13 protein-coding genes are annotated in these 17,119 nt (G+C 67.3%); 8 read left to right on the forward strand and 5 right to left on the reverse strand.

What is annotated here, in order from left to right:
* Positions 1-67: 67 nt before the first annotated feature.
* From G9E11_RS09655 to proC, 5 genes are all read left to right on the forward strand, one after another.
* Positions 68-736, forward strand: coding sequence for an ArsR/SmtB family transcription factor (locus G9E11_RS09655; RefSeq protein WP_190605102.1), 669 nt, complete (start codon positions 68-70; stop codon positions 734-736).
* Positions 737-910: 174 nt separating this feature from the next.
* Positions 911-3,634 carry a type I DNA topoisomerase gene (topA, locus tag G9E11_RS09660; protein ID WP_190605104.1) on the forward strand — a complete coding sequence of 908 codons (2,724 nt, stop codon included), beginning with the start codon at positions 911-913 and terminating at the stop codon, positions 3,632-3,634.
* A 76-nt stretch (positions 3,635-3,710) separates the two neighbouring features.
* Positions 3,711-4,160: an SseB family protein gene (locus G9E11_RS09665; protein ID WP_190605106.1), complete on the forward strand. Its 450-nt coding sequence runs from the start codon at positions 3,711-3,713 to the stop codon at positions 4,158-4,160.
* Between the two features lie 87 nt (positions 4,161-4,247).
* The gene (locus G9E11_RS09670; protein ID WP_190605108.1) at positions 4,248-5,240 is read left to right on the forward strand and encodes a Ppx/GppA phosphatase family protein; all 993 of its coding nucleotides are present in this window, start codon (positions 4,248-4,250) and stop codon (positions 5,238-5,240) included.
* A gap of 458 nt (positions 5,241-5,698) precedes the next feature.
* Positions 5,699-6,532: a pyrroline-5-carboxylate reductase gene (gene proC / locus G9E11_RS09675; RefSeq protein ID WP_190605110.1), complete on the forward strand. Its 834-nt coding sequence runs from the start codon at positions 5,699-5,701 to the stop codon at positions 6,530-6,532.
* A 188-nt stretch (positions 6,533-6,720) separates the two neighbouring features.
* On the opposite strand, the gene G9E11_RS09680 is transcribed toward proC, so the two are convergent.
* Both G9E11_RS09680 and G9E11_RS09685 read right to left on the reverse strand, forming a co-directional pair.
* Entirely contained in the window at positions 6,721-7,407 is a 687-nt protein-coding gene (locus tag G9E11_RS09680; protein WP_102971650.1) for a potassium channel family protein, read from the reverse strand.
* A complete protein-coding gene (locus tag G9E11_RS09685; protein ID WP_190605112.1) occupies positions 7,400-8,833 on the reverse strand; it encodes a TrkH family potassium uptake protein in 1,434 nt (477 codons plus the stop codon). Before G9E11_RS09685 ends, G9E11_RS09680 begins: the two co-directional genes overlap by 8 nt.
* Positions 8,834-8,938: 105 nt before the next feature.
* Here G9E11_RS09685 and G9E11_RS09690 point away from each other — a divergent pair, with 105 nt between their 5' ends.
* Positions 8,939-10,150 carry an acetoin utilization protein AcuC gene (locus G9E11_RS09690; protein WP_190605114.1) on the forward strand — a complete coding sequence of 404 codons (1,212 nt, stop codon included), beginning with the start codon at positions 8,939-8,941 and terminating at the stop codon, positions 10,148-10,150.
* 113 nt (positions 10,151-10,263) lie between these two features.
* Positions 10,264-10,881, forward strand: coding sequence for an ArsR/SmtB family transcription factor (locus G9E11_RS09695; RefSeq protein ID WP_190605116.1), 618 nt, complete (start codon positions 10,264-10,266; stop codon positions 10,879-10,881).
* 79 nt (positions 10,882-10,960) lie between these two features.
* Here G9E11_RS09695 and G9E11_RS09700 read toward each other — a convergent pair whose 3' ends face one another.
* Positions 10,961-12,295 (reverse strand): alpha-hydroxy acid oxidase, encoded by a 1,335-nt coding sequence (locus G9E11_RS09700; RefSeq protein WP_284691172.1) that lies wholly within the window; start codon positions 12,293-12,295, stop codon positions 10,961-10,963.
* Between the two features lie 107 nt (positions 12,296-12,402).
* Between G9E11_RS09700 and G9E11_RS09705 the strand changes: the two genes are divergently transcribed.
* Complete coding sequence (locus G9E11_RS09705) at positions 12,403-13,113, forward strand: FadR/GntR family transcriptional regulator (RefSeq protein ID WP_190605118.1); 711 nt, start codon at positions 12,403-12,405, stop codon at positions 13,111-13,113.
* 89 nt (positions 13,114-13,202) lie between these two features.
* Here the strand turns inward: G9E11_RS09705 and G9E11_RS09710 are convergent, their stop codons facing one another.
* Both G9E11_RS09710 and G9E11_RS09715 read right to left on the reverse strand, forming a co-directional pair.
* Positions 13,203-15,710 carry a beta-glucosidase family protein gene (locus G9E11_RS09710; protein ID WP_190605120.1) on the reverse strand — a complete coding sequence of 836 codons (2,508 nt, stop codon included), beginning with the start codon at positions 15,708-15,710 and terminating at the stop codon, positions 13,203-13,205.
* The gene (locus G9E11_RS09715; protein WP_190605122.1) at positions 15,711-16,988 is read right to left on the reverse strand and encodes an MFS transporter; all 1,278 of its coding nucleotides are present in this window, start codon (positions 16,986-16,988) and stop codon (positions 15,711-15,713) included.
* Positions 16,989-17,119 lie beyond the last annotated feature (131 nt).

A 17,119-nucleotide genomic window follows, 5' to 3' on the forward strand; every position in this document is an offset into this window, starting at 1 on the left:
GCGGGCGATGGGCCGTGAATATCAAGCATTTCTTTCAGAGCTCCCTGGTGCTGCGTAAACTGATGAAGTGAGTACTGACACGCCGTCCCCGGGACCGGCGCGGGAAGCCGCGCCGCGCCGGAGGAACCGGCCGGAAAAGAAGGTGGAAATCACCGACCCCAAGGCGATCCGGGCCCTGGCCCATGCCGCCCGGCTGGAGGTCATCTCCGAGCTGTACTCCACGCAGTCCAGCCGCACGGCCACGGAACTTGCCCAGCAGACCGGGCTCACCCCCAGTGCCATGAGCTATCACCTGCGGGCACTGCAGAAGTGGGGCATCGTGGTCCCGGCCGAGGCGTCCGCCGACGCCCGCGAACGCCGTTGGAAGGCGGCGGGCACGGACTTTGCGATCAACTCCGGCGGGGCGGTGGCCGGTCCGGACTTCGCGGTGATCGACCTCGAACTGGACGCATTCCGGCGCCGCGCCCGCTCCTATGCCCGGGCCCGCGACGAACAGCGCCAACATGTCGAGTCCGCCGAGCCGGCGTCGGCCGTGCTGCTCGCGCACAACCTTCTCTATCTGACCGCCGAGCAGCGCAGTGAACTGACGCAAAGGGTCTTTGATCTGCTCCGGCACTACGAACTGGAGGATCCAAACTGCATTCCACCAGGCGCCGAGCGGATCGCCACCATGTGGTCAATGATTCCGGACGACCGCACCCCGCCGGGGGCCTCCGGTAGCCACGGCGGCACCTGACGGGCGCGGCGGACGGGGCTGTGCCGGCCAGCGGGGACCTGTCCGGGCGGCCGGCATCCACGGCCGTGACGGGGGCCACCGTTTTCCACATGACAGCGCAGAATTCTGCAAAATATGGTGAACTAGGCCAGTATGGGCTGATCTGCCCGAGCAACCTTTTTCTGTAGGAGCACTGTGCCAAGCAAGGCCAAAACCGGCAAGAAACTCGTGATCGTGGAGTCTCCGGCCAAGAGCAAGACCATCGCCAAGTACCTGGGCGAGGGCTTCATCGTTGAGGCCTCCATCGGTCACATCCGCGACCTGCCGCAGCCGTCCGAGCTCCCCGCGGACCTGAAGAAAACCTCCCTGGGCAAGTTCGCCGTCGACGTCGAAAACGACTTCAAGCCCTATTACGTGGTCTCCCCGGACAAGAAGAAAAAGGTGGCCGAGCTCAAGGCCCAGCTCAAAGACGCCGACGCGCTCTATCTCGCAACCGATGGGGACCGCGAGGGCGAAGCCATCGCGTGGCACCTTCTGGAGGTCCTGAAGCCGAAGGTCCCCGTATACCGGATGACCTTCGGAGAAATCACCAAGGAAGCCATCCACCGCGCCATGGACAACCTGCGCGACGTCGATGCCGCCCTGGTTGATGCGCAGGAAACCCGCCGCATCCTGGACCGCCTCTACGGCTACGAGATCTCCCCGGTGCTGTGGCGCAAGGTGGCGCGCGGACTGTCCGCCGGCCGCGTGCAGTCCGTGGTCACGCGCATGGTGGTGGACCGCGAACGCGAGCGCATGGCGTTCAGGTCCGCGTCCTACTGGGACCTGACCGGGCAGTTCGGTGCCGACGCCGGCTCCTTCAAAGCAAAACTCGCCGCCGTTGACGGCGCCAAGGTGGCCACCGGCCGGGACTTTAACGACGACGGCGTCCTCACCTCGCGCAATGTCGCGCACCTCAACGAGGAACTCGCCACCTCGCTGGCCGCCGCCCTGCAGGACGCCGACTTCCGGGTCCGCTCGGTGGACACCAAGCCGTACACGCGCCGCCCCGCCGCGCCCTTCACCACCTCCACGCTGCAGCAGGAGGCCGGCCGCAAGCTGCGGTTTTCGTCCAAGAGCACCATGCAGATCGCCCAGCGGCTGTATGAGAACGGCTACATCACCTATATGCGTACGGACTCCTCGGCGCTGAGTGACGAGGCCGTCACGGCCGCGCGCCGGCAGGCTGCCGAGCTGTACGGTCCCGAATACGTTCCGCAGTCGCCCCGGGTCTACACCAGCAAGGCTGCCAACGCGCAGGAGGCCCACGAGGCCATCCGTCCCGCCGGTGACTCGTTCCGCACTCCGGCCCAGGTGGCCAAGCAGCTCAGTGGCGACGAATTCCGCCTGTACGAGCTGATCTGGAAGCGCACCGTCGCCTCCCAGATGGGCGACGCCAAGGGTTCCACAGCAACCATCCGGCTGGGCGCCGTGGCCGCCGACGGCCGCGACGCTGAGTTCTCCGCCTCCGGTACGGTCATCACGTTCCCCGGCTTTTTGGCCGCCTATGAAGAGGGCAAGGACGAAAGCCGCGGCGACGACGACTCCGACGAGGCCCGCCGCCTTCCGAACGTCGCCAAGGGTGACGGCCTGACCGCGTCGGAGATCGTCGCCGTCGGCCACGAGACTTCGCCGCCGCCGCGCTACACGGAAGCTTCCCTGACCGCCGAGCTGGAAAAGAAGGGCATCGGACGCCCGTCCACGTATGCCTCCACCATCTCCACCATCCAGGACCGCGGCTACGTGCGGAAGCAGGGCTCGGCGCTGGTGCCCAGCTGGATCGCGTTCTCCGTGGTGCGGCTCCTTGAACAGCACTTCACGGACTATGTGGACTATGAGTTCACGGCCGACATGGAAGGCGACCTGGACAAGATCGCCAACGGCCAGGCCGCGGGTGCCGCGTGGCTCAAGCACTTCTACTACGGTGAAGACGCCGACCCCGGCCTGCTGAGCATCGTGAACAACCTGGGCGAGATCGACGCCCGCGAGATCAACTCCGTGCCCATCGCGGAAGGCATCACGCTGCGCGTCGGCAAGTTCGGCCCCTACCTGGAGAGCTCCCTGCCCACGGTCGACCCCAAGACCGGCGAGGTGGTGGAGTCCGCCCGCGCCAACGTGCCGGAAGACCTCGCCCCGGATGAGCTCACGGCGCAGAAGGCAGTGGAGCTCATGGAAACGGCCGCTCCTGAGGAACGGGTCCTGGGCGCCGATCCCCACACCGGCCACACGGTTGTGGCCAAGAACGGCCGGTATGGCGCCTACGTCACCGAGATCATCCCGGAGATGACCGAGGAACAGCTGGCCAACCAGCCCGTGGAGTACTACAAGAACGGCAAGCCCAAGCCGCCGAAGAAGCCCGTCAAGGCCAAGCCGCGCACCGGCTCGCTGTTCAAGTCCATGACCGTGGACGCTGTCACCCTCGACGAGGCGCTGCAGCTCATGAGCCTTCCCCGGGTGCTCGGCCAGGACGCTGAGGGCAACCCGATCACGGTGCAGAACGGCCGCTTCGGCCCGTACCTGAAGAAGGGCACGGACTCACGGTCCATCGGCTCGGAAGAGGAAATCTTCACCATCACGCTGGAGCAGGCACTGGAGATCTACTCCCAGCCCAAGCAGCGCGGTGCCCGCGCCGCCGTGCCGCCGCTCGCCGAGTTCGGTCCGGACCCGGTGTCGGAGAAGAACATCGTGGTGAAGGAGGGCCGCTTCGGTCCGTACATCACCGACGGCATCACCAACATCACCGTCCCCCGCGACACGTCGCTGGAGGAACTGACCCGGGAACGCGCCGTCGAACTCCTCGCCGAAAAGCGGGCCAAGGGCCCGGTCAAGCGCACCACCACGCGCAAGGCCCCGGCGAAGAAGGCCGCAGCAAAGAAGTAAGGGTGACGCTCGGCGTTAGGGGAGAAGGAAAGGGAAGCGAATTGCGTCGTGCCGTGCAACGTGGTCGAGTAGATGCATGACTGAACAGCCGGAACCCGCAGACACCACGCCGCTGAACGACCTTGAGGAGAAGCTGGCCCAGGGCGGCCAGCCGGACGCCGATCCGGTGGACGTCATCCTGTCTTTCCTCAACAACGAGGTCTACATCATCAGTTCCGACGCGCTGGAGGGTGAGGATTCCCAGGTTGAGCCGCTGGTGCTGGGCAACGCGGACGGCCAGCCGGTCCTTGCGGTGTTCTCGCACCCCAGCCGGGTGGACTCGCAGTACCTGGAGGCCGCCCCGAACGTGCTGGGCACGCAGGGCGCGGCGATCATCGCCAACATTGGGGATGAGCTGGGAATGGTCATCAACCCCGGTGCGGCCTATGGCTTCGAGATCAATCCCGAGGGCATCGCCAACATCAAGCGCGACTTCAAGCGCGCCGATGAAGTGGACCCCAACCCGGCGGGCCTCGAGGGCGAGTAGCCCGCAAACGCGGCTGTCCGCGCACTAAAGCCCGCAATGTAAGGGCCAGGTTGCGTCCGCTGCGCCGGCGGGAGGAATAATGGCAGGATGCGGCTAGGCGTCCTCGACATCGGTTCAAACACTGTCCACCTCCTGTTGGTGGATGCCCACCCCGGGGCGCAGCCTGTGCCTTTCGCCTCGCACAAGCGCCCCCTCTCGCTGGTACAGTACCTCGATGAGGACGGCAACATCACCGACGTGGGCCAGCATGAGCTCACGGAGTTCGTGCTCGAGGCCTGGGAGTTCGCGGCGCGGCACAAGGCCGATGACCTGCTGGCCTTCTGTACGTCAGCCATTCGCGAGGCCACCAACGGACCGGCGGTGCTGGCGCGGGTTAAGCACGAAACCACGGTGACGCTGCAGGAACTCACGGGCAGCGAGGAAGCGTCCATGACGTTCTTCGCCGTCCGCCGGTGGTATGGCTGGGGGGCCGGCACCGTCCTGAACTTCGACATCGGCGGCGGTTCTTTCGAAATGGCGCTCGGGCAGGACGAACTGCCGGAACTGGCAACCTCCGTGCCCCTCGGTGCGAGCCGGCTGACCCGGGACTGGCTGCACGAGGATCCGCCCTCCGCGAAGAGCGTCAAGGAACTGCGCCGCTACATCCGGGCCACGCTCAAACCGGTGGTGCGCAACTTCAACGAGGTGGGCAGGGCGAACGTCCTGGCCGGCACCTCGAAGACGTTCCGTTCCCTGGCGCGGATCGCCGGTGCAGCCCCCAGCGCCGCCGGCCCGTACGTGAAGCGCGACCTGAACCGGACGGACCTCGGCATCTGGGCGCAGCGGATCTCTGCCATGAAGACCGAAGACCGGCTGCACCTGCCGGGCGTCTCGGAGGCCCGCGCCAACCAGCTCCTTGCCGGTGCGCTGGTGGCTGAAGCGGCCATGGAGCTCTTTGAGTACAAGAAGATCAAGATCTGCCCGTGGGCGCTGCGCGAGGGCCTTATCCTCCGCCGGCTCGACCAACTGGTCGTCGACGGACCGCTTGAACCTGCACCGCACGTGGGCGTCCCGCAGGTTTCCGCGCTGCCAGCCATCTAGGGTTTTAGTGCCGCTTCCCCTCGCCGCCGCTTTAAACGAGCAAAGCGCCGGCCGGTTACGCAGAAGAAGCTGGGGGGAACACTTCTGCAACCGACCGGCGCCGCGCCAGTCCCGAAGGAACCGGCTCCATCACTCGCACCTGTGAGGCATTTAAAACTCTAAACGGGGAGTATGGGTGTTCTGGGGGATTTACCTGAAAGCCGGCTGGGAATCCGCGGCCCGCCGGACAGGGTTTCTAAAAGCGAAGACACCGACGGCCTGCTGCAGAAAAATGGGCAAAACCACTGCAGACCGTCGGTGCCTGACAAGCATCCCCATGCTTGCTTCATCACTCGCACCCTCAATGAGGTAATACCTAAGTTAGAGGCCGAAGGTGTGTGAACGCTTCGACCAACATGTGAGCTTCCTGTGAACGGCCGCGGACTGCATCGGGCGCGATGAACTGCAATGATGGAGCAATGAGCAACCGAATCGCATTCCTTGGCTGTGGATCAATGAACGAGGCCATTCTGGGCGGCCTGCTGGAGAGCGGCACGGATCCCATGGAGATCGTGGCCACCGTCCGGCGCGCGGAGCGGGCAGCGGAGCTGGCCGAACGGCACACGGGCATCACGGCCATCGCCGGCAGCGAAGAGCCCGACAACAACAAGCAGGCGGCGAAGGGTGCCGGCGTCGTGATTCTCGGCGTGAAGCCTGTGGGTATCGCCGAGCTTGCCCGGGAAGTGAGCGGCTCGCTCTCTCCTGATGCGATCGTCATCAGCGTTGCCGCCGCCGTCTCCATCGCCCAGCTCGAAGCCGCCCTGCCGCCGGGCCAGCCCGTGATCAGGACGATGCCCAACACCCCGGCGAAGCTGGGCCGCGGAGTGGTCTCGGTGTCCGCCGGCACCAACTGCTCGCCCGAGCAGCTCAAGCGGGCAAAAGACATTCTCGGCGCGGTGGGGACCGTCGTCGAAATCCCCGAGGAACAGGTGGACGCGCTCGGCGCCATCAGCGGCTCAGGCCCGGCCTACGCGTTCTACCTGGCCGAGGCCATGGCCGCCGCCGGCGTTGAACTCGGCCTCGACAAGGAGCTGGCGCTCCTGCTGGCACGCGAAACCGTGGCCGGAGCAGGCCTCATGCTTGCGGAACCGGGCGCCGAACCCTCTGCCCTGCGCAAAGCCGTGACAAGCCCCAACGGCACCACCGAGCGTGCCATCGCCACGTTCGATGACCGCGGCATGCCGGCCATCATCGCCGCGGGCGCACGCGCCGCGGCCGACCGCGCCGCCGAGATCACCAAGCAGCTCGGCTAGTCCCCACCCGCTCAAAAATTGGAGTTTCGTCCAGATACCGTGACTTAAAGGCCCTTTAGGGCCCGATATCTGGACAAAAACTCTGCCGACGGCGGGCCGCGCGTTGCGGACGACGGCGGGCCGGCCGTCGTCGAGCGATAGCGGGCGATAGCGGGCGCGCCGTCGTCGGGCGCGTTACGGACCGCCCGCTACGGCCGGGCGGCGAACCGCTCCAGCAGGTCCACGTGGCCGGAAACGATCAGCATGTCGCGGGCCGACACCTTGGTCTCGGGGCGGGCGTAGGTAAAGTCCTCGCCCGGGGACTTCACGCCCACGATAGTCACGCCGTATTTTGACCGGACCTTGGACTCGTCCAGCGTGAAACCGACCGTTTCACGCGGGGGATACATCTTCACAATCGCAAAGTCGTCGTCGAACTCGATGAAGTCCAGCATGCGCCCGGAGACCAGGTGCGCCGCACGGACGCCGGCGTCGGCCTCGGGGTAGATGACGTGGTTGGCGCCGATGCGGGTAAGGATCTTGCCATGGGAGGGCGTGATCGCCTTGACCCACAGGTGCTCGATGCCGAGGTCCACGAGGTTCACGGTGATGAGCACCGAGGACTCGATGGACGTCCCCACGCCCACCACGGCCGAGCTGAACTCCTGTGCACCCAGCTGGCGCAGCGCGTCGATGTTGGTGGCGTCCGCCTCCACCACGTGGGTCAGGACGGGCGACCACTTTTGGACCAGGGACCTGTCGCGTTCGATGGCCAGCACCTCCCGGCCCTGCTTCACCAGCTGCTCGGCAGTGGAGGCGCCGAAGCGGCCCAGCCCGATCACCAGTACCGGCGCGTTGTGGGCGGGGCGGTTGGGGGCGCCTGACGAATTAGCCAATGATTGGCCTCTCTTCCGGGTAGTGGTACAGCTGGCTGCGCTGGCGCAAGGCCAGGGCAGCGGCAAGCGTGACAGTGCCGACGCGGCCGGCGAACATCAGTGCCGACAGCACATACACGCCCTCAGGCGGCAGTTCGGCGCTGAGGTTTGTGCTGAGGCCCACCGTGGCGAAGGCTGAAATCGTTTCGAACAGCACCCGGTCCAGGGATGCGCCGCTGATGTGCAGGAGCAGGAAGGCAGAGGCGGACACCAGCGTTGCGCCGGCAACGATCACGGAGATGGCCACGCGCATGGTGCCCTCGGGGATTGTGCGGCCGTAGACCTTGACGTCGGCGTCGCCGCGGGCTTCGGCGATGATGGCCAGGAACATGACGGCGATGGTGGTGACCTTGATGCCGCCGGCCGTTGAAGCGGAGCCGCCGCCGGCGAACATGAGGGCGTCGGTGAGCAGCATGGTGGTGGATTCCATCTGGTTCTGGTCCACCAGGTTGAAGCCGCCGGAGCGTGTCATGACGGAGGCGAAGAGCGAGTGCGTGATCTTGTCGCCAAGGTCCATGCCGCCGATGGTCCGGGTGTTGTCCCACTCCATGAGCGCCCACAGCACGGTTCCGGCCGCGAGCAGGATGAACGAAACCTGGATGGTGAGCTTCGTGTGCAGGTTCCACTTTTTCCAGTTGAGCCCGTTTTGCTGCAGGACCATGACGACGGGGAAGCCGAGGCTGCCCAGGAACACGCCGAGCATGAGCGGGATGAGGATCCAGAGGTCTGTTTCGTAGGGGACTATGCCGTCCGAGTGCGGGGTGAAGCCGGCGTTGTTGAAGGACGAGATCGAGTAGAAGACGCCGTGCCAGACGGACTGCCAAAAGGGCTCGCCGAGGACCATGAAGCGCGGGATCAAGGCGACCGCGAGGGTGGCCTCAATGACCACCGAGGTGGTGATGACGATCCGCAGCAGCGTACCCACCTCGCCAAGCCTGCCAGCGTTGTTCATGGCCTCCTGGGCGATGAGCTTGCCCCTTACGCCCAGCTTCTTGCTCACCATGAGGGCCAGCAGCGAGGCCAGCGTCAGCGTGCCGAGGCCCCCGACGAAGATACCGACAAGGATGATCAGCTGGCCGAAGAAGGACCAGTGCACGGCGGTGGACACCACAGTCAGGCCCGTGACACAGACGGCCGAGACGGCGGTGAAGAGGGACTGGTGGAGCGGGGTGAAGTCACCGGTTGCCGAGGAGGCCGGCAGCGACAGGAGGGCGGTGAAGAGGACGATGACCACCACGAAGGCGCTCAGGGCAAGACGGGCCGGCGATGTGTTGGCAATGTCATCGATGAAGTCACGGATGCCCGTGAATATCCACAGGCCCTCACGCTCCGGCGGTGCGGGCTGCCAGCTGGCCGGGCTCTTGGACCTCGACTGGCTTTGGGTCATGTGCGGCTGTTCCTCGATTGACTCTGCTTCCTCCAGTAGTAAACCACTAAACACCGCGCCGTGGCCGGGCCTGGGAACAGACGGGGCTCCGGTAGCCTGTGAGTGATGACACTCCAGCCCGGACTCAGCCTCCCCGCACTGCCAACGACGGTGGTGTGGGACGCCGCCATGACGGCGTACAACTTCGGCCCGGGCCACCCCATGGCGCCTGAGCGCCTGGACCTGACAGCGCGGCTGGCCGGCAGCCTGGGCCTGCTGGATCTTGGGCACGTCACCCTGGCGGCCCCGGACGTGGCCGACGACGGCGAGCTCACCACCGTGCACAGCCCCGACTTCGTGGCCGCGGTGCGCCGCGCCAGCGACGACCCGGCCGCCGCGGACGAGTCCTACGGGCTGGGCACCGAGGATGACCCCGCCTTTGCCGGCATGCACGAGGCTGCGGCGCGCCTGGCCGGCGGCTCCCTGCTCGCTGCGAACTCGATCCTGGACGGCTCGGCGGTCCGGGCCGTGAACTTCGGCGGCGGCCTCCACCATGCATCCCGGGACCGCGCCAGCGGCTTCTGCGTCTACAACGATGCCGCCCTGGCCGTCCGGAAACTGCTCGACGGCGGCGTGCAGCGGGTGGCATATATCGACGTCGACGCCCACCACGGGGACGGGACGCAGAGCATCTTCTGGGACGACCCCCGCGTTCTCACCATCTCGCTGCACGAAACCGGCATGTCCCTGTTCCCCGGCACCGGCTTCGCCAACGAGATTGGCGGCCCCGGAGCCCTCGGCAGCGCGGTGAACGTGGCACTGCCTGCTGGAACGGGTGACGCCGGCTGGCTGCGGGCGTTCCACGCCGTGGTCCCGCAGCTGGTGGGCGCGTTCGCGCCCGAGGTCATCGTCAGCCAGCACGGCTGCGACTCGCACCGGCTTGATCCCCTGACCCATTTGAACGTGAGTGTGGACGGACAGCGCGAGGCCGCCACCGCCGTCGCGAGCCTTGCAGCCCGGTACTGCGGAAACCGCTGGGTCGCGACCGGCGGCGGCGGTTACCACATCACGGGCGTTGTGCCGCGGACGTGGAGCCACCTGATTGGCATCGCTGCCAACCGGCCGGTGCCGCTGCGAACGCCCGTGCCTGAGGCGTGGCGGACGTACGTCCGCCAGCGCTACGGCGTCGACACGCCGGAGCGCATGGGCGACGACGCCGGCGTCTGGTGGCGGTCGTGGGAGGTGGGCTTCGATCCCAACGACGACATCGACCGCACCGTGATGGCCACGCGCAAGGAAGTCTTCCCGCTGTACGGCCTTGATCCCTGGTTCGACTAGTTCTTTGGTTCGACTAGTTCCCTGGTTCGACTAGATCCGGTTTTCTTCACCGGGCCGGGCCACGGGCGAAATAGTAGATGCCATTCGGCGTATATGTCGCTAGGGTGGGTCTCATGGTGACAGACGACGTATTTGCCGTCATTGCGGAGGCAACGCGGCGCGACATTCTCGTGTCCCTCCAGGCGGGGGACAAGGCAGTGGGGGAGCTGGTCGAGGAGCTCGCCGCCAGCCAGCCCACCATCTCCAAACACCTCAAGGTGCTGCGTGAAGCCGACCTAGTGAGCATGCGCGCGCAGGGCCAGAAGCGCTACTACGCCCTCAATCGCAAACCGCTGGCGGGTGTGGCCAGCTGGCTGGAGACGTTCGACGTCGGACGCGCGGCTTCCGCCGCAGCGTCACCGGACGCCGCACCTCAGGAGGCCGACACTGTCGCAAGCCCGGCCGGAAGTCCTGCGCCCGCCGCGGCCAGCTCTGCCGCGGAAGTCCCGGACGCCTTCGCCGCAGCCGCCGCGGCACATGCCGGCAGCTCCCCGGACGACGCGACCCACGCACCCGGGCGGCCGGCGAGCGGCCAGCTGAGTCCCGCCGTCGTGGTTCCCGGCGGACAGGTGCCCGGGAGCGCCGGCCAGGACGACACTGTGCCGCAGCAGATCGGCCGCACCGTGGGCCGCGCCGCGACGAAGGCGGCCGACCTGCTGGCGAACCTGCCCAAGTTCGGCCGCAAAAAGTAACCGCACACAACTGACTCGCATTTGTTGTCGTTATGAGGCCTCAAAACGACAACAAATGCGAGTCAGTTGCCGCAGCATGCTACTTGCCGAGGATCCGCACGTGCTCCGGGGTCAGCTCGGAAATACTGCTGACGCCGAGGAGCGCCATGGTGCGGGCCATGTCCTTTTCGAGGATCTGCAGGACGCGGTCGACGCCGGCCCGGCCGCCGGCCATGAGCCCGTACAGGTAGGCGCGGCCGATGAGCGTGAAGTCGGCGCCGAGGGCCAGGGCGGCGATGATGTCCGCGCCGCTCATGATGCCCGTGTCCAGCATGATCGCGGCGTTGCTGTTGTCCGCCTTGAGCGCCTGGGAAACTTCCGGGAGCAGGTGGAAGGGGATGGGGGCGCGGTCCAGTTGGCGGCCGCCGTGGTTGGACAGCACTATGCCGTCGGCGCCATGGTCCACCACCTTGCGGGCGTCGTCCACGGTCTGGATTCCCTTGACCACGAGCTTCCCCTTCCAGGTTTCACGCAGCCAGTCCAGGTCCTCGAAGGTGAGGGTTGGGTCGAACATCGAGTTGATCAGGTCGGCCACCGTGCCCGTGTACCGCGAAAGCGACGCGAAGGTGAGCGGCTCGTGGGTGAGGAAGTTGAACCACCAGGCCGGCCGGTAGGACGCGTCCAGGACCGTCTTCAGCGTCAGGGCCGGCGGGATGGTCATGCCGTTGCGGACGTCTCGGAGGCGTGCCCCGGCGACGGCGGTGTCCACCGTGACCATCAGGGTATCGTTCCCGGCCTTGGCTGCCCGCTCAATCAGTTCGAGGGAGCGGTCCCGGTCCGTCCAGAGGTACAGCTGGAACCAGTTCCGGCCGTTGGGTGCCGCCGCGGCCACGTCCTCGATGGAGGCGGTGCCCATGGTGGAGAGCGTGTACGGGATGCCGGCGGCCTCGGCAGCCTGCGAGCCAGCGTATTCGCCTTCGGACTGCATCATCCGGGTGAAGCCGGTGGGTGCGATGCCCACGGGAAGCCGGGAGGTCTGGCCCAGAATGTCGGTGCTCAGGTCAATACTGGACACATTCCGCAGGATGCCCGGGCGGAACTCGATGTCCAGGAACGCCTCACGGGCACGCCGCAGGGTGATCTCTTCCTCTGCAGCGCCGTCCGTGTAGTCGAACGGCGCCTGGGGGGTGCGGCGCTTGGCGATGTCGCGCAGTTCCCAGACTGTGCTGGCACGGCTGAGCCGTGCTTCCTTGCTGAACTCGGGCTTCTTGAACTGCATCAGCGGGGCGAGGTCCGAGTACTTCGGGATGCGGCGCTTCAGGGCGGCCGGAGCGGCTGCCGCAGCGGCGCCGGTGGCGGGCCGGGTGGCCGGAATGTCCGTCGCGTCCGCGGCCGGGGTGGTCTCGGGGTTGCTCGGCTGGATGGTGTGGGTCATGGCTTTCCTCCGTGGGCATGCCGGGAGATGCTGAACAGAAGCCTCCCCGCTGTGGTCTAACCACACTCTAGAGCATGTGGTCCAACCACATCAAGTACCATGGGCTCATGCGCACGCACCAACTCGTCCTTCGGTGGATCGAGGACCAGCTCTCCGGCGGCCAGCTCGCCGTCGGTGGCCGCCTTCCGGCCGAACGGACCCTGGCCGAACAGCTCGGCGTCTCCCGCACTTCCGTCCGCGAAGCCATCCGGGTCCTCGAGGCCATGGGCGTGGTCCGGGCGGGCGTAGGTTCCGGTCCGGAGGCGGGAACGGTGGTGATCTCGGATCCGACGGCGGCACTCGGCTCCGCGCTGCGGCTGCACGTCGCCACGCAGCACCTGCCCGTGGAGGACGTAGTGGAGACCCGCGTGCTGCTCGAGTCCTGGGCGGCCGCCCGGGCCAGGCCGGATGCCCCCGAGCTCGACCTCGCCGGGGCGCTGCTCGACGACATGGACGAGGGGCACGCCGTCGACGACTTCCTTGCCCTGGACGTCCGCTTCCATCTGGCTCTCGCCGACGCCGCCGGCAACGCGGTTGTCAGCGCCATGATGGGGTCACTGCGCGAGGCCATCCAAGGGTACGCGGGGCAGCTGACCGCGAACCTGCCGGACTGGGACGTCACCGCCTCGCGCCTCCGGGCCGAGCACCGTGAGATCCTCGCGGCCATCCGGAAGGACGACGGCGGCCGGGCGGCCGAGCTTGTTGCCGCCCACATCCGGGGGTACTACAAAGAAGCCGGGCTGGGCCCGAAGGATTCGGACCCGGCCCGGCTTCCGTAGCTGGCCTGGGTGGAGTTTTGGTCCAGTTGATGGCCCAAACGGGGTTTTAACTCGCGATATCTGGACAAAAACTCCAAGGCGAAGCGGAGTTAGCGGACTTCGACCTCCAACGTCTGGAAGTCGTCCGCCGCGTGCCGGCCCACCAGCAGGCGGAAGGAGCCGCGCTCAACCTGCCAGCCGCCGTCGTAATGGCCAAAGGCGCGGGCCGGGATCCGCACCTCCACGGTGTCCGTGCCGCCCGCCGCCAGGTGCGTCCCGGCGTATCCGGCCAGCCAGCGGACCGGCCGCTCCACCGCCGAATCCTCACGGGCAAGGTAGACCTGGACAACTTCGCGGCCGGTGCGCGTGCCGGTGTTCCGGACGGGGACGTGCACCACGATGTCCTGGCCCGCCGGAACCGACTGCGGCGCGTGCCCGGTGCCGAGCTCGAACGTCGTGTAGCCGAGGCCGAAACCGAACGGCAGCAGCGGGGCCGGGCCGCCCGCAGCCTGCTGCTTGAGCCAGGCACGGTAGCCCACGTGGATGCCCTCGCTGTAGACCACCTTGCCGTCAACCGGCGTGGTGCTCAGCACGGGTACGTCTTCGAGCGCGGTCGGCCAGGTGGTGGGAAGCCGGCCGCCGGGCTCCTCCTTGCCGAGCAGGATGTCCGCCACCGCGGTGCCGAACTCCTGCCCGCCGAACCAGCCCAGCAGCACCGAACTGACCCTGTCCAGCCACGGCATCAGCACCGGCGAACCGGAGTTGACCACCACGACGGTGCGCGGGTTGACCGCGGCCACGGCCTCAACTAGCTCGTTCTGGTGGCCGGGGAGGTCCAGGTCCTTGCGGTCGAAGCCCTCGGATTCGATCGCGGCGTTGGTGCCCACCACGACGACGGCGACATCCGCCGTCCGTGCCGCCTCGACGGCCGCCCGGATCTCGGCCTGCGGGTCGGCGACGATGGCCTCCTCGCCGAGCAGGATGGCCGTCAGTGGAATCTCCTGCTGCTGCGGCAGCTGGTACAGCGCGTCGATGGCGAACCGCTGGCCGGCGGCGGCCTCGAAGGCATGGATGGTCTGGGGCGGATCGAACAGGGCAGCGCCCAGGACATCGGTGTCGTCCTCCAGTTCACCCTTGAAGACCTCGGTGCCGTCGATGGAGACGGCGATGTGCCCCACCGTTCCGACCCCGAGGTGGCGGACGCCGGCGGATTCCGCTGTCCACTCGGTCTGCATGCGGATGGCCGCCGTGCCCTCCGGAATGCCGACGCCGAACCAGATCAGGTGCGAAGCCAGCCGGTCCTCACCTGAGATCTCCGTTCCGTCGGCGGCCAGGAAGGTGACGCGCATGCCGGGCGCGCCGCTGACCGGGTTGTGCAGGGCGTTGCGGGCGAATGGCTGCAGCCCCTCGGCCACCTTGGCGCCGCGGGCGTAGGTGACGGTGACGTCGTCGGGCAGTGCCTTGCGCAGGCCCTTTAGCGGCGAGACGGTGTACTTGGGCATGACGGTGGCGCTGCCGCCGCCCTGCGTGCGGGCCTCCTCGGCGTTGTGCCCGATGACGGCAACGCTGCCCAACATGCTGGCGTCGAGCGGCAGCAGGCCGCCCTCGTTGCGGACCAGCACCGCGCCGCGGACTGCCACTTCGCGGGCCACCTGTGCGCCGTCGAGCTCTGCGGGGTAGGCGGTGACCGGCTCGAAGCCTTCGAGCGAGCCGACCCTGGCGGCGAGGCGCAGGATACGGATGACCTTTTCCAGGATCGCGTCCCGGCTGACGCGGCCGTCCTCGACGGCGGCGAGCAGCTTGGCGCCCCAGTGGCCCACCGGCCCCGGCATTTCCAGGTCCTGGTGGGCGTTTGCGGCATCCACTGAACGAACGCCGGTCCAGTCCGAGACCACGACGCCGTCGAAGCCCCACTCGGTGGACAGAGGGGTCTCGAGGAGCTTGTTCTCGCTGGCCGTGGTGCCGTTGATGGAGTTGTAGGAGCTCATGACCAGCCAGGCGCGGGCCTCGGTGATGGCGTCCTCGAAAGCGGCCAGGTAGAGCTCCCGCAGGGGCCGCTCATCCACCACGGAATCGGAGGTGAAGCGCTCCGTCTCGGCCTCGTTGGCGAGGTAGTGCTTGGGGGTGGCGCCCACGCCCATGGATTGCACGCCGGAAACGTAGCCCGCGGCCAGGGTGGCGGTGAGGCGCGGATCCTCGCTCATGCACTCGAAATGGCGGCCGCCCAGCGGGGAGCGGTGCAGGTTGATGGTGGGCCCGAGGACTGCGTGGACACCCTTCCGGCGCGCCTCCTGGCCGAGGACCTGGCCGTAGCGGCGGGCGATGTCCACGCTCCACGTGGCGGACAGGGCGGACGACGACGGCAGGGAGACCGAGTCGTGGCGCTCGTCGAAGTCTTCGCCGCGGACGCCGGCGGGGCCGTCGGACAGCACGATCCGGCTCAGTCCGATTTCCGGCAGTGCGTGCGTGGACCAGACGTCGGCACCCGTAAGCAGGGTCACCTGCTGTTCGAGGCTCAGGCTTGCGGCCAGTTCGCGCAGGCGCGCCTCGGCTTCTGTCGACAGTTCCGCGTTTGCGGCGCGGAAGGTGGTCTTTTGTGCGGACAGGGTGGGGTTCATTTACTTGACTCCTTTGATGCGGGTGACGAGGACGGCGCCGATGATGCCGACGGCGGCCCCGCCGAGGAAGAGGGCGGGGTAGCCGCCGAGGGCGATGACCGGGAAGGCGACTGCGGGAACGATGGACTGGGGGAGCGCCTGGGCGATGTTGAAGACACCGAAGGTCTTGGCATTTTCGGTCTGGTCGGTGGGCAGCAGGTCGGCGATGAGGGCCACGTCGACGGCGCCGAAACAGCCCAGGCCCAGGCCCACGATCGCCTGGCCCACGAGGACCTGGTCCGTGCCGGGGCTCATGGCGACGACGATGAGCCCGGCCATGATGATGAGGCTGGAGGCGATGACCAGGGTCTTCCGCTTGCCGATCCGGTCACTGATCCAGCCGCCCGCGATGCTGGTGACGACGGTTCCGGCGGAGCTGACCAGGGTGGCCTGGAAGACCAGGGAGGCGATGTTTTCCTCTGCCACGTGGAGCTGGTCCGCGAAGAAGTACGGCAGGTATAGCAGGCCGGCGCAGTAGCCCATGTAGACCATGAACTTGGTCAGCCATGCCCAGCCGAGGCCGGGGTGGAGGCGCGGGTCGAAGTAGAAGGACCCGAGGATCTCCTTCAGGCTCAGGGGTGCCGGCCGTTCAGTGAGCACACGGTCCTTGAACGTGAACGCGAAGCCGACGGCCAGGGCGGTGCCCACGATGCCGGGAACCACCGCCATCTGGAAGGCGTTGTCGAAGAGCTGCGCGAAGTAGGCCGCAGCCACGAGGCCGATCGGCAGGGTCATGCCGATGAGTCCGGAGAGGCGGCCACGCTCGGCGGGGGCGGCCTGGTCCGGAAGGGTCGCAACGAGGGCGGCCAGCGCAGCGTTGAATCCCAGCTGCGTCACCACCCAGGCACACAGGACGCCGGCTACATCGCCGGCGAGGCCCAGGAAGAAGAGTGCGCCGAGTCCGATCAGTGAGCCGCCTACAATCCACGGCTTTCGCATGCCGAACCGGGAGGTGGTGCGGTCGCTCAGGCGTCCAAAGAACGGATTGGCCACGAGGGCGATGACAGCCCCGACGCCGGCCACCAGGCTCAGCGCTCCGGCCCGGGTTTCCGGGGTGGTGATCTCGGAGACCTTGATGGCGAGGACGACGAGGGCGGGTGCGAGCAGGGCCATCCAAAGGCCGGCGCTGGCGATGGGCATGCCGATGACGTAGGCGCGCGGAGCCTTGACGGACGGTCCGGCGGTTGATGAGAGCGCGGGTGATGCCGTGGTCTCTTCGGATAGGGATTCGATGGCCACATTGCCTCCTGACGAAAAGTGACCCACCGTTGGGCCTCGGAGAAAGCGTAGCGGCAAAAATCTAGTGTGACTAGGTTTTGCTCAACATTGACTTCTCGCCCGTGATCCGGGGCCGTGAAATAAACTGTCGA

The sequence above is a fragment of the Arthrobacter ipis genome (genome assembly GCF_014694315.1).
In the GTDB taxonomy this organism is placed as follows: Bacteria; Actinomycetota; Actinomycetes; order Actinomycetales; family Micrococcaceae; genus Arthrobacter; species Arthrobacter ipis.

Coding starts and splice junctions, on each gene's coding strand:
- G9E11_RS09665 (WP_190605106.1), top strand. CDS start 3,711: ATGACTGAACAGCCGGAACCCGCAGACACCACGCCGCTGAACGACCTT.
- G9E11_RS09670 (WP_190605108.1), top strand. CDS start 4,248: ATGCGGCTAGGCGTCCTCGACATCGGTTCAAACACTGTCCACCTCCTG.
- proC (WP_190605110.1), top strand. CDS start 5,699: ATGAGCAACCGAATCGCATTCCTTGGCTGTGGATCAATGAACGAGGCC.
- G9E11_RS09685 (WP_190605112.1), bottom strand. CDS start 8,833: ATGACCCAAAGCCAGTCGAGGTCCAAGAGCCCGGCCAGCTGGCAGCCC.
- G9E11_RS09690 (WP_190605114.1), top strand. CDS start 8,939: ATGACACTCCAGCCCGGACTCAGCCTCCCCGCACTGCCAACGACGGTG.
- G9E11_RS09695 (WP_190605116.1), top strand. CDS start 10,264: ATGGTGACAGACGACGTATTTGCCGTCATTGCGGAGGCAACGCGGCGC.
- G9E11_RS09700 (WP_284691172.1), bottom strand. CDS start 12,295: ATGACCCACACCATCCAGCCGAGCAACCCCGAGACCACCCCGGCCGCG.
- G9E11_RS09705 (WP_190605118.1), top strand. CDS start 12,403: ATGCGCACGCACCAACTCGTCCTTCGGTGGATCGAGGACCAGCTCTCC.
- G9E11_RS09710 (WP_190605120.1), bottom strand. CDS start 15,710: ATGAACCCCACCCTGTCCGCACAAAAGACCACCTTCCGCGCCGCAAAC.